Source organism: Streptomyces sp. MspMP-M5 (genome assembly GCF_000373585.1).
Lineage (GTDB): Bacteria > Actinomycetota > Actinomycetes > Streptomycetales > Streptomycetaceae > Streptomyces.
Window position 1 is genome coordinate 115,831 of sequence record NZ_KB891877.1, and the last position, 11,790, is coordinate 127,620.

Genomic DNA, 11,790 nt, shown 5'->3' on the forward strand with positions numbered 1-11,790 from the left:
GCGCGGTGGCCCGGTTTCTCTGTCAGGCTCGGGGCATGAGCCCCCGCCCGCGTACGCCCTTCCTGCACTGGGCCGGTGCGCTGCCGCTCGTCGCGGTGGTGCTGCTGGTACTGGTGTGGGGGCGGTCGCTGCCCACGGCACTGGTGGGGGTGGTGTCGCTGTTCCTGGCCGGGGCGGTGCTGGCCGCGGTGCACCACGCGGAGGTGATCGCGCACCGGGTGGGCGAGCCGTTCGGGTCACTGGTGCTGGCGGTCGCGGTGACCATCATCGAGGTGGCGCTGATCGTCACGTTGATGGTGGACGGCGGGGACAAGAGCGCCGGGCTGGCCCGGGACACGGTCTTCGCGGCCGTCATGATCACCTGCAACGGCATCGTCGGGCTCTGCCTCCTGATCGGTGCGCTCAAGCGGCGGGTGGCGGTCTTCAACGCCGAGGGCACCGGGGCGGAGCTGGCCTCGGTCGCCACGGTGGCCGGGCTCAGCCTGGTGCTGCCGTCCTTCACCACGACCACGCCCGGGCCGCAGTTCTCCGGCCCGCAGCTGGTCTTCGCGGCGATCGCCGCGCTGGCGCTGTACGGGCTGTTCGTGACGACCCAGACCATCCGGCACCGGGACTACTTCCTGCCGGTCACCACGGCCGGCGAGGTGATCGACACCGAGGACCACGCCGATCCGCCGTCCCTGAGGGTCGCGCTGAGCAGCCTGGGGCTGCTGGTAGTGGCGCTGGTCGCGGTGGTGGGACTGGCCAAGGCGGTCTCGCCCACCATCGAGTCCGCGGTGGCCTCGGCCGGCCTGCCGTCGTCCGTGGTGGGCGTGGTGATCGCGCTGCTGGTGCTGCTCCCGGAGACCATCGCGGCGGTCCGGGCGGCCCGCCGGGACCGGATGCAGACCAGCATCAACCTCGGCCTGGGCTCGGCGATGGCCAGTATCGGGCTGACCATTCCGGCGGTCGCGCTGGCCACGGTCTGGCTCAAGGGCCCGCTCGTCCTGGGGCTGGGCGCCAGCCACATGGTGCTGCTGGCGCTCACCGTCGTCGTCGGCACCCTGACGGTGGTGCCCGGCCGGGCCACCCTGCTGCAGGGCAGCGTCCATCTGACGCTGTTCGCGGCGTACCTCGTGCTGGCCGTCAGCCCCTGACGGTGCGCCCCGGTGCGCCGGAGCCGCCGCGAATGATTTATCGTTCAATTGGCAGCGTGCCCCATGGGCCGCGCCCCGCGGACCGCCCCGGCTGGGTTCCCCCGTCCGGCCGGGGCTTCCCCCGCTCCGCCCGGTACGGCCCGCTCCGCCCCGTACGCCCGCGGCCGGACCACCCGTCTCGCTCCCCCCGCATGCCGCCGCGACCGAACGCGCCTTGAATGCGAGACATGTCGTTGCCATCTGCGCCGGTCCGCCGGCGGCCCGAGGGGACCCTGCGGCGCCTCGGGGAGTGGTGCGCCCGGCACGCCGTACTCGTCCTGGTGCTGTGGCTGGTGGGGCTGGCCGGCGTGCAGGTGCTCCAGCGGACGTTCGGCGGGGTCTACGCCGACGACTTCTCGCTGCCCGGAGCCCCCTCCGTCCAGGGCCGGGAGGTGCTCACCGCCCACCATCCCGCCGCCGGGGGCTACGCCGGCCAGGTCGTACTGCACGCCGACCGGCCGCTGACCGCCTACGCCGGCCCGATCGCCGGCGCCACCGCCGCCCTGGCGAAGTTGCCCGCGGCGCTGTCCGCGCAGGGACCGCTGCCCCCGCCGGGGCCCCGGACCGCGTCCCCGCCGCCCGGCCCTTCACCCACCGGACCGCTCTCCGCCGACGGCCGGACCGGATATCTCACGGTGCACTTCCGGGACCCGCCGGGGCTCCTGGGGCCGGACGTCCTGCCGGGCGCGGACCGGGCGGTGGCACCGCTGCGCGCGGCCGGCGTCCAGGTGGAGTTCGGCGGCGCGCTGGGCCACCTGGCGCGGCCGGGGACCGACGACCGGCCGGGCGTGCTGCTCGGGTTCGCGGTGGCCGCGGCCGTGCTGCTGGCCGTCTTCGGCGGTGTGCCGGCCGTCGGCCTGCCGCTGCTGACCGCGCTGATCGGCATGGTCTGCGGGACCGGCTGCCTGGGCCTGCTGACCGCCGCCTTCCCCTTCGCCCCCGTCTCCCCCACCCTGGCCACCCTGCTCGGCCTCGGCCTGGGCATCGCCTACGCACCGATCCTGATCACCCGTCACCGGCAGCTGCTGCGGGACGGCGCGGACCCGGCCACCGCCGCGGGCCGGGCCGCGGCCGGCGGCGGCCGGGCCGTCCTGATCTCCGGGGCCGCGGTGCTCGTCGCGCTGCTGGGCCTGGCCGCCGCCCGCGTCGGCCTCCTCACCGGGCTGGCCGCCGCGGCCGCGCTCACCACGGCCACCGCGGTGCTCGGGGCGCTCACCCTCGTCCCCGCGCTCCTCGGGCTGCTGGGCCGGCGGTTCGACCGGTTCCGGGTACGCGGGACGGCCGCCGCGGCAGGCCCGGAACCGGCCGCCGGGGCGCGCCGCGGCCTTCGCCGTGCCCGGCGGGTGACCCGCCGCCCCTGGCCGTTCCTGGCGGGCGGGGTGCTGGTCCTGACGGTGCTCGCCGTCCCGGCCCTCTCGGCGCGGCCGGCGCACCTCGACGCCGGTACGGACCCGCCGTCGTCCACCGGGCGGCGCGCCTTCGACCTGCTGAGCGCAGCCTTCGGCCCCGGCGCGCCCGGGCCGCTGACGCTGGTCGTCGACCGGAGCGCGGTACCGGAGGCGGACCGCCCGGCACTGGCGCGGCAGGCCCGCCAGGTGCTGGGGCGTATCCCCGGCGCCACCGCGGTCACCCCGCTCACGGCCGCCCCGGACGGCGCGGTGCTGACCGCCACCGCCTACCCCGCGCGGGCCCCGCGGGACGCGGCCACCACCGCGCTCGTCCACCGCCTGGCGGACTCGGTGCTCCCCCGTGCCCTGGAGGGCTACGAGGCCCGCGGCTATGTCACCGGCGCCACCGCGACCCAGGTGGACTTCCTGGACCAAGTCGCCGCCCGGCTGCCACTGGTCATCGCCCTGGTCGTCTGTCTGGCGTTCCTGACCGCGCTGGCCGTGTGCCGGGGCGTGCTGGCCGCGGCACAGTCCGCGGTGCTCACCACGCTGTCGGTCGGGGCGTCGTACGGGGTGGTGGTGGCGGTCTTCCAGTGGGGGTGGGGCGGCCCGGCGCTGGGCGTCCCGGGTCCGGTGCCGGTGGAGGGCTGGCTGCCGCCGGTGCTGTGCGCGATCGGCTTCGGGCTGGGCACCGGCTGCGACGCCTTCCTGCTCGCCCGGGTCCGGGCGAACCGCCCGCGGTACGTCGATCCGGCGGAGGGCGCCGCGCACGCCCTGGCGGACACCGCCCGGGTGCTCACCTGCGCCGCGCTGATCACGGCCGGGGTCTTCGCCGCCTTCCTGCTCAGCGATGTCGTGGTGGTGAAGATGCTCGGGCTGGGCCTGGCGGTGAGCGTGCTGCTCGACGCGGCGGTGGTGCGGCCGGTGCTGATGCCCGCGGTGCTGGCGCTGCTGGGCCGGCGGGCGTGGTGGGCGCCCTGGTGGCTGGATCTGGCCTACCCGGGGGCGGCGCGGCGGTGGCCGCGACCGCTGCGGCCCGCGGAACCGGTGCGACCCGAGGAACCGCAACCGTCCGCGGAAACGGTGCCGCCCGTGGAAACGGTGCCGCCCGTGGAGCCGGTGGGGCAGCAGGGCGCGGCGGACCACTGACCGCGGGCGGCCGGCCACCGGGTGCACCAGCCCGGGCCACCGCCCGTCCTGCGGGGATCTGCGCCTCCGCCGATCATCGGAGTATGGCCCCGACCCCCGGGGGCGGCGCCGCGGCCCCGCCCCCGTATCCCGTGATCCGGCCGATGCTCGCCGTGCTCGGGCCGCTGCCGCCCGACCCCGAGCAGCCGGCCTGGGCGTTCGAGGCCAAGTGGGACGGGGCCCGGTGCATCGTGAACACGCCGGGCGACGGCACCGTCCGGCTCGTCACCCGGGCCGGCAACGACGCCACCGCGACCTACCCCGAGCTGGGCCCGCTCGGCGCGCAGCTGCGCGGCCGGCCCGCGGTGCTGGACGGCGAGGTGGTGGTACTGGACCCCGCCGGGCGCCCCGACTTCGGGCTGCTGCAACGCCGGATGGGCGTGCTCAACCCGCGCCGCACCGCCCGCCTGGCGATGGAACTCCCCGTCCAGCTGGTGCTCTTCGACGTGATGTACCTGGGCGGGCCGCTGCTGGACGCGCCGTACCACGAGCGCCGGGCGGTCCTGGAGGGGCTGGGGCTGGCCGGCCCGAACTGGTCGGTGCCCGGGTATCTCGCGGGCCACGGCCGGCGGGCCTGGGACGCGGCGCTGCACGGCGGCCTGGAGGGCGTGATGGCCAAGCGGCTGTCCTCGCCGTACCTGCCCGGTGTGCGCTCGGACGACTGGGTGAAGACCAAGTACCTGGAGACGCTGGACGTCGTCCTCGGCGGCTGGACGGAGGGACACGGCGCGCTCGGCGGGCTGCCCGGGTCGGTGCTGGCGGGGGTCGCGGAGCCGGGCGGGCTGCGGTTCGTGGGCGCGGTCGGCTCGGGGCTCTCCGACCACGAACGGCGGGAGCTGGCCGGGTACTTCGGCGTGATCCCGCTGGACCACTCCCCGTTCGTCAACGCCGTCGAGCTGACCGGGGTGCACTGGGCGGAGCCCCGGCTGGTGGCCGAGATCGCCTTCACCGGCTGGACGTCGGCGGGCCGGATCCGGCACCCGGTCTGGCACCGGCTGCGGCCCGATCTGACCCGACTGGGCTGACGGGGAGGGGCGGCAGGCGGCCGCACCCACGGCCCGACGCCCGGCCGGATCCCCAGCGCCACCAGGCGCTTCTCACCGGGCGTCATGGTGCGCCGGGCGGCTGACAGCGCGCGGAATCCCCGCCGCCGCGGGAAGGCTCCCGGGGACGCACCCGGCACCCCACGGAAGGAACGGCAATGCCCGCCCCCGACCCCGACCCCGCCGCCGCGCCTCCCGGCGACGACCCCAACCGCGCCTACGGCCACCGGCCCTTCCGGCGCTCCCGCAGCCACTTCGCCGACCGCATCACCGCCGACGGCCGCGACGGCTGGCCGGTGGCGGCCGGCCGCTACCGGCTGGTGATCAGCCGCGCCTGCCCCTGGGCGAGCCGCGCGGCGATCTCCCGGCGGCTGCTCGGCCTGGAGGGCGCACTGTCGATGGCGATCGCCGACCCCGTCCAGGACGACCGCAGCTGGCGCTTCACCCTCGACCCGGACGGCCGGGACCCGGTCCTCGGCATCCGTTTCCTCAGCGAGGCGTACGACGCCCGCGAGGCCGGCTACCCCGGCGGCGTCAGCGTCCCCGCGATCGTCGACGTCCCCAGCGGGCAGCTCGTCACCAACGACTTCCAGCAGATCACCCTGGACTTCGCGACCGAGTGGACCGCGCTGCACCGGCCCGGGGCGCCCGACCTCTACCCCGAGCCGCACCGCGCGGAGATCGACGAGGTGATGGCGGACGTCTACCGGGACGTCAACAACGGGGTCTATCGCGCCGGTTTCGCCACCGGCCAGGACGAGTACGAGGCGGCGTTCGGCCCGCTCTTCCGGCAGTTGGACCAGCTCGCCGACCGGCTGACGGAGCGGCGCTACCTGGTCGGCGACACGCTCACCGAGGCGGACATCCGGCTGTTCACCACCCTGGTCCGCTTCGACGCCGTCTACCACGGGCACTTCAAGTGCAACCGCTTCAAACTGGCCGAGGACCCGGTGCTGTGGGCGTACGCCAAGGACCTGTTCCAGACGCCCGGTTTCGGCGACACGGTGGACTTCCACCACATCAAGCAGCACTACTACCGCGTGCACACCGGCATCAACCCCACCGGCATCGTCCCGCTCGGCCCGGACCTGTCCGGCTGGCTGACCCCGCACCACCGCCAGGAGCTGGGCGGCCGCCCGTTCGGCGACGGCACCCCACCCGGCCCGGTCCCGCGCGCCGAGGAGGTCCCGCCGTCGGGGTGCCCCTGACCAACCGGCCACCACGGGGCACCAGTCCCGGTGCCTCTTTGGCGAGTTGAGCCCGTCGAGCGCCGCGCCCTACTCCGCCCCGGTGTCCTCCGGGGTCCGGCGGGCCAGTCCGGCCAGTACGTCGAGGGCGTCCGCGAGGACGTCGACGGGCGGGGCGGACAGTGCCAGGCGGACCGCGTTGGGGACGTGCCCGCTGCCGGCGGCGAAGGCGCCGGACGGGGTGACCGCGATGCCGTGGCGGGCCGCCGCGGCCACGAAGGTGTCCGCCCGCCAGGGCTCGGGCAGCTCCCACCAGCAGTGGTAGGAGTGCGGGTCGGCGCGGAGCCGCCGGCCGGCGAGGCGGTCCGCGGCGATCCGCTGGCGGGCCGCCGCGTCGGCACGCTTCTCCACCTCGACGGCGGCCGCGGTGCCGTCGTCCAGCCAGCGGACCGCCGCCGCCAGCGCGAAACCGGACGCGGTCCAGGCGCCGGAACGGAGCGCCGCGGCGAAGTCGGGGCCGGCGTCGCGGACGGGGGGCACCAGGAAGCCCAGCGTCAGTCCGGGGGCGAGCCGTTTGGAGAGGCTGTCGACGAGCACCGTGCGCTCCGGCGCCAGGGCGGCGAGCGGCGGCAGGTCGGGGCGGAGGAATCCGTAGACGGCGTCCTCGACCGCGAAGAGGTCCAACGCCCGCAGTACGTCGGCGAGTTCGGCCCGGCGGGCGTCGGGCATGGTGGTGCCGAGCGGGTTGTGCAGCGCGGGTTGCAGATAGACCGCGCGCAGCGGCGCGGCGGCCCGCAGCGCGTCGGGGGTCACGCCGTGCTCGTCCATGGCCAGCGGGACGAGGGTGATGCCGAGACGGGCCGCGAGGCCCTTGACGACGGGGAAGGTGAGCGCTTCGACGCCCAGGCGCTCGCCCGGCGGGACCAGGGTGGCGAAGCCCGCGGCGAGGGCCTGACGGCCACTGCCGGCGAAGAGCAGCCGGCCGGCGTCGGGCGCCCAGCCGGCCCGGGCGAGGTGCGCGGCGGCGGCCCGGCGGGCGGCAGGGGTGCCGGCGGCGGTGCCCGGGCGGAGCGCCGTCGCCCTCGCGTCGTCCTGCTGGAGCAGTTGGCCGAGACTGCGGGCGAGGAGCTCGGGCTGCCCCGGCAGGACGGGGAAGTTGAGCTCCAGGTCGATCCGGTGGCCGCCGGGCTCGGCCAGCGCGGGCTCGGCCGCCGGCGGCGCCGTGCGGACGAAGGTGCCGCGGCCGACCTCGCCCACCGTCAGGCCGCGGCGGCCCAGTTCGCGGTAGACCCGGGCCGCGGTGGAGTCCGCGATCCGCCGCCGGCGGGCGAACCGGCGCAGCGGCGGCAGCCGGTCCCCCGGCCGGAGCCGGCCCTCCGCGATGGCCGCGGCCAGTTCGTCGGCGATGGCGCGGTAGTCGTCCTGCGGCACTGTGCACTCCCCTCCCCGGCACCGCGCCGCCGGCATGGCACCGCCGGCAGGGCACGCCGTCCTTTGCCCTGCTGGCCCTGCATCAGCGACATTGCACCGAGCACATTGTTCCTATTGTGCCGAGACAATGCCCCTCATAGCATCGAGCCGTCAACTCCCCCAAACGGCAAGGCCGCAGGTGATGCGGCAAGGAGAGGTGTGCCATGGCATCGGTGCAATGCGGCGAAGTCTCGCTCGCGTACGAGGACGAGGGCAGCGGCGAGCCGCTGGTACTGATCCACGGACACCCCTTCGACCGCTCGATGTGGCGCCCGCAGGCGGAGCACTTCAGCCGCGCCGGGATGCGGGTGATCACCCCGGACCTGCGCGGCTACGGCGCGAGCACGGTGGTGCCCGGCAAGACCCCGCTGGAGACCTTCGCCGGGGACGTCGCAGCCCTGCTCGACCACCTCGGGATCGAGCGGTGCGTACTGGGCGGGCTGTCCATGGGCGGGCAGATCGTCATGGAGTGCTACCGGCGGTTCCCGGAGCGGATCCGGGCGCTGCTGCTCGCCGACACCTTCACGGCGGCGGACACCGCCGAGGGCCGGGCGGTGCGGCTGCGCACCGCGGAGCGGCTGCTCGCGCAGGGGATGGACGGCTACGCGCGGGAGGTACTGCCCAAGATGATCGCGCCGGCCCATGTCACGGCGCTGCCGGCGGTCGCCGAGCACGTCCTGGGGATGATGCGGAACACCTCCCCCGAGGGCGCCGCGGCCGCCCTGCGCGGCCGGGCGGAGCGGCGGGACTACACCGGGATGCTGCCGCGGGTCTCGGTGCCCACCCTGGTCGTGGTGGGCACGGAGGACGAGTTCACGCCGGTCGCCGACGCCCGGGTGATCCACGAGGCGGTACCGGGCGCACAGTTGGCGGTCGTCCAGGGCGCCGGCCATATGCCGAACCTGGAGTGCCCGGAGGAGTTCAACGCGGCACTGGCGGAGTTCCTGTCCACACTGCCGGCCCCGGCCGCGTCGGAGGGCTGAGCACCGACCGGAGGCATGGACCGACGGCGCGCCCCCGCGGGGCACCGTCCGCGCCCGGCCACCCGCCTGACCAGCTCCCCGCTTACGCAGCGACCCGCCCCGAAGCCAGCAACGCCGTGTGCGGCAGCACCAGTTGCCCGTCCGAAGCGGTGAACTCGGTGGCCAGTTCCAGGAAATGACGCCGGATGCGCTCGGTCGCCGCCGGGCCCTGGGAGGTCACGACCCGGCCGATGGTGGCCACGCCGGACGCCGGGCCGTGCCACCACTCCTCCGGTGTGGTGCGGTGCTCCCAGGAGACCGCGGAGCACGTCACCTCGGTCAGTCCGCCCGCGGTGCGCAGCAGTTCCGCGAGGCCCTGCTCGGTGCGCGGGAAGTCCTCCTCGGGCGCGAGGGCGGGGATGTCCGGCGGCCGGGGCACGCCGGCCGCCTGCACCGCGCGGCCGAGCAGCGCCTGGCCCGGTGCGGGCGGCGCCGCCCAGACGGTCAGCGCGATCCGGCCGCCGGGGCGGGTCACCCGGCGCAGCTCCGCGAGGGCCGCCCGCGGCCGTCCGACGTGGTTGAGCACGAAGTTGCCGACGACGGCGTCGAACCTGCCGTCGGCGAAGGGCAGTTGCGGGAGGGTGGCGAGATGGACGGCGGCCGCGGGGGCGGCGGCCGCGGCGCTGCGCACCATGTCGGGTTCGGCGTCCACGGCGGTCACCCGGGCCCCGCGGGCGCAGGCCGCCGCCGCGGCGGTGCCGGTCCCGGTGCCGGCGTCCAGCACCCGGCCACCCTCGGTGACGCCCGCGGCGTCCAGCAGCCGCGGCACCGTATACGCACACAGCCGCCCGAAGCCCGCCGCGTACGCCGCGGCCCGCCCGGCCCATGCCCGCCGTTCACCGGCGTCGAACGGCGTCTCCGCCACGACCTGCACCGATACCTCTCCGGTGTTCGCCACGCTCACCCCACCCCCTGCACATCCCGCGCATCCCACACGCCTCGCCCGTCACATTCACCGCGTCAACGTCCCGGGCCGCACCGAACTCTCCCACCGCACCCCGGCGTTACCCAGCCGTAACCTACCGATGGGTTACCAGCGGTAAGCAACGGACCTTACTCTCCAGTCACCTTCGAGCCGCCGGGCGCCCCCTCCTGTCCCCAGGTCCGCGGGACAGCGCTCCGTGCGGCTCGCATCGAGATCTGGAGCAGAAGATGACGCCCTCCCGCACCACTGTGCGCGCCGCCATCGGCACCGTCTCCGCGGCGGTGCTCGCCACCACGGCCCTCACCGGCGCCCCGGCCCAGGCCGCACCGGCCCCGGCCCGCACCGCGGCCGCCGCCCGGCCCGCCGCCGTGGACTCCCCCGCCCTGCGGTTCGTCGACATCACCGGGGCGGGCGGAATCACCCTCAAGGCGAACGTCTTCACCCCGGCCGGGGCCGACGGCACCCGCCGGTACCCGCTCGTCGTGCTGCCCACCAGCTGGGCGATGCCGCAGGTCGAATACCTCGCGCAGGCCCGGAAACTGGCCGCCTCGGGCTATGTCGTCGTCGGCTACAACTCGCGCGGCTTCTGGCAGTCCGGCGGGCAGATAGAGACCGCCGGACCGCAGGACGTCGCCGACGCCTCCAAGGTCATCGACTGGGCGCTGGCGCACACCCCCGGCGACCCGAAGAAGGTCGGGATGGCCGGGGTCTCCTACGGCGCCGGGATCAGCCTGCTGGCCGCCGGCGCCGACAAGCGGATCCGGGCGGTCGCGGCGCTCAGCGGCTGGGGCGACCTCATCGGCTCGATCTACAGCGGCCGCACCCCGCACCTCCAGGCGGCCGCGATGCTGGGTGGCGCCGGCGCGCTGACCGGCCGGCCCAGCCCCGAACTCCAGCAGGTGCTCAAGGACTTCCTCAGCGCGAACATGGCGAAGGAAAAGGACATGATCGCGTGGGGCCGGAAGCGCTCCCCCGCCACCTACCTCGACCGGATCAACGCCAACGGGGCGGCGATCCTGCTCGGCAACGCCTGGGGCGACTCCCTCTTCCCGCCCGACCAGTACGCGGCGTTCTTCGAGAAGCTCAAGGGCCCCAAGCGGCTGGAGTTCCGCCCCGGCGACCACGCCACCGCCGAGGGACTGGGCCTGCTCGGCCTGCCCAACGACGTCTGGAACGACTCCAGGCGGTGGCTCGACCACTACCTCAAGGGCACCGACAACGGCATCGACCGCGAGCCGCCGGTCCTCCTCAAGTCCCGCTCCACCGGCGCCTACGAGGGCTACAAGAGCTGGCAGGACGTGCCCTCCGCGCACCGCCGGATCGCCCTCGACGGCACCCGGCGCATCCGCACCGGCATCGACTCCGGCGCCGACGGCGGACTGATCTTCCTCTCCAGCATCCTCGACCAGTTCTTCCGGCTGCCCCCGATGGCGTCGATCCCGCTGCTGCCGCGCTCGGCCGCCGCGGTCTGGCAGTCCGCGCCGTACGAGAGCGGGCAGCGGGTGCGCGGCACCACCCGGCTGCACACCACCGTGACACCCACCGCCGCCGACGGCACTGCCATCGCCTACCTCTACGACGTCGGCCCGCTGGGCCTGGGCAAACTGGTCACCCACGCACCGGTCACCTTCCACGGCAGGACGCCCGGCAAGCCGTTCCCCCTGGACCTGGACCTCTTCGCCACCGCCTACGACGTGCCCGCCGGGCACCGGCTCGCGGTGGTCGTGGACACCGTCGACCCGCTCTACATCGCCCAGAACCCCGCCGGCGCCCACCTGTCGTTCTCCTCGCCCGCCGACGACCCGTCGTATGTGTCCGTCCCGGTCCGCGACTGAGAACGTGGCGGGCGGGGAGGCGCCCTAGGTCCCTCGCCTTACGGCTCGCGCCCGAAGCGCCAGGTGGGGCGGGCTCGTTACGCTCCCCGGCATGAGGACTCTCCCCCCGGCCCGCGACGCCGGGCAACGCAAACGGGACACGCTCCGGCTGCTGGAGACGGAGGAGGACGCCTGGGTCTCCTCCGCCTCCACCGACGGCGCGCCCACCCTGGTGCCGCTGTCGTTCGTCTGGCACGACGAGCGCCTGGTGATGTCCACCAAGCGCACCAACCCCACGGCCCGCAACCTCGCCGCCCGCCCGGAGAGCCGGGTGGCGCTGGGGACCACCCGGGACGTGGTGCTGGCCGACTGCACCGTGGAGGTCCTCGCCAACGACGCGCTGCCGCAGGACGCCGCGGACGCCCTCGCGGCCAAACTCGGCTGGAACCCGCGCGGCTACGCTTCCTGGGTCTTCCTCCGCTTCACCCCGCACCGGCTGCTGGTCTGGCGCGAGGAGAACGAGCTGGCCGGGCGGGAGCTGATGCGGGACGGCGTCTGGCGGGTCTGACGCCGGCCGC

Annotated in this window: 9 protein-coding genes; 7 read left to right on the plus strand and 2 right to left on the minus strand. The window is 75.6% G+C overall.

From position 1 onward, the window contains the following. Positions 1-35 precede the first annotated feature (35 nt). The 4 genes from B073_RS0107775 (at position 36) to B073_RS0107790 (ending at position 6,002) form a co-directional block, all read left to right on the plus strand. On the plus strand, positions 36-1,136 hold the full coding sequence (locus tag B073_RS0107775; RefSeq protein ID WP_018537517.1) for a calcium:proton antiporter: 1,101 nt from the start codon (positions 36-38) through the stop codon (positions 1,134-1,136). Positions 1,137-1,363: 227 nt separating this feature from the next. Next, positions 1,364-3,712, plus strand: a complete 2,349-nt coding sequence (locus tag B073_RS39395; RefSeq protein ID WP_018537518.1) for an MMPL family transporter — start codon at positions 1,364-1,366, stop codon at positions 3,710-3,712. An 83-nt stretch (positions 3,713-3,795) separates the two neighbouring features. After that, positions 3,796-4,776, plus strand: coding sequence for a non-homologous end-joining DNA ligase (ligD, locus tag B073_RS0107785; RefSeq protein WP_018537519.1), 981 nt, complete (start codon positions 3,796-3,798; stop codon positions 4,774-4,776). 176 nt (positions 4,777-4,952) lie between these two features. Beyond that, a complete protein-coding gene (locus B073_RS0107790) occupies positions 4,953-6,002 on the plus strand; it encodes a glutathione S-transferase family protein (protein WP_018537520.1) in 1,050 nt (349 codons plus the stop codon). Positions 6,003-6,071: 69 nt separating this feature from the next. On the opposite strand, the gene B073_RS0107795 is transcribed toward B073_RS0107790, so the two are convergent. Further along, on the minus strand, positions 6,072-7,412 hold the full coding sequence (locus B073_RS0107795) for a PLP-dependent aminotransferase family protein (RefSeq protein WP_018537521.1): 1,341 nt from the start codon (positions 7,410-7,412) through the stop codon (positions 6,072-6,074). A gap of 203 nt (positions 7,413-7,615) precedes the next feature. On the opposite strand from B073_RS0107795, the gene B073_RS0107800 reads away from it, so the two are divergent. Then, complete coding sequence (locus B073_RS0107800) at positions 7,616-8,434, plus strand: alpha/beta fold hydrolase (protein ID WP_018537522.1); 819 nt, start codon at positions 7,616-7,618, stop codon at positions 8,432-8,434. A gap of 82 nt (positions 8,435-8,516) precedes the next feature. Here the strand turns inward: B073_RS0107800 and B073_RS0107805 are convergent, their stop codons facing one another. Next, positions 8,517-9,371 (minus strand): class I SAM-dependent methyltransferase, encoded by an 855-nt coding sequence (locus B073_RS0107805; protein WP_234025018.1) that lies wholly within the window; start codon positions 9,369-9,371, stop codon positions 8,517-8,519. A 254-nt stretch (positions 9,372-9,625) separates the two neighbouring features. On the opposite strand from B073_RS0107805, the gene B073_RS0107810 reads away from it, so the two are divergent. Continuing rightward, positions 9,626-11,233, plus strand: coding sequence for a CocE/NonD family hydrolase (locus tag B073_RS0107810; protein WP_018537524.1), 1,608 nt, complete (start codon positions 9,626-9,628; stop codon positions 11,231-11,233). Between the two features lie 91 nt (positions 11,234-11,324). After that, positions 11,325-11,780 (plus strand): pyridoxamine 5'-phosphate oxidase family protein, encoded by a 456-nt coding sequence (locus B073_RS0107815; RefSeq protein ID WP_018537525.1) that lies wholly within the window; start codon positions 11,325-11,327, stop codon positions 11,778-11,780. Positions 11,781-11,790 lie beyond the last annotated feature (10 nt).

What these genes read in the sequence shown, in the direction of transcription:
- B073_RS0107790 (WP_018537520.1), top strand. Translation starts at nt 4,953, where the DNA reads ATGCCCGCCCCCGACCCCGACCCCGCCGCCGCGCCTCCCGGCGACGAC.
- B073_RS0107810 (WP_018537524.1), top strand. Translation starts at nt 9,626, where the DNA reads ATGACGCCCTCCCGCACCACTGTGCGCGCCGCCATCGGCACCGTCTCC.
- ligD (WP_018537519.1), top strand. Translation starts at nt 3,796, where the DNA reads ATGGCCCCGACCCCCGGGGGCGGCGCCGCGGCCCCGCCCCCGTATCCC.
- B073_RS0107800 (WP_018537522.1), top strand. Translation starts at nt 7,616, where the DNA reads ATGGCATCGGTGCAATGCGGCGAAGTCTCGCTCGCGTACGAGGACGAG.
- B073_RS0107815 (WP_018537525.1), top strand. Translation starts at nt 11,325, where the DNA reads ATGAGGACTCTCCCCCCGGCCCGCGACGCCGGGCAACGCAAACGGGAC.
- B073_RS39395 (WP_018537518.1), top strand. Translation starts at nt 1,364, where the DNA reads ATGTCGTTGCCATCTGCGCCGGTCCGCCGGCGGCCCGAGGGGACCCTG.
- B073_RS0107775 (WP_018537517.1), top strand. Translation starts at nt 36, where the DNA reads ATGAGCCCCCGCCCGCGTACGCCCTTCCTGCACTGGGCCGGTGCGCTG.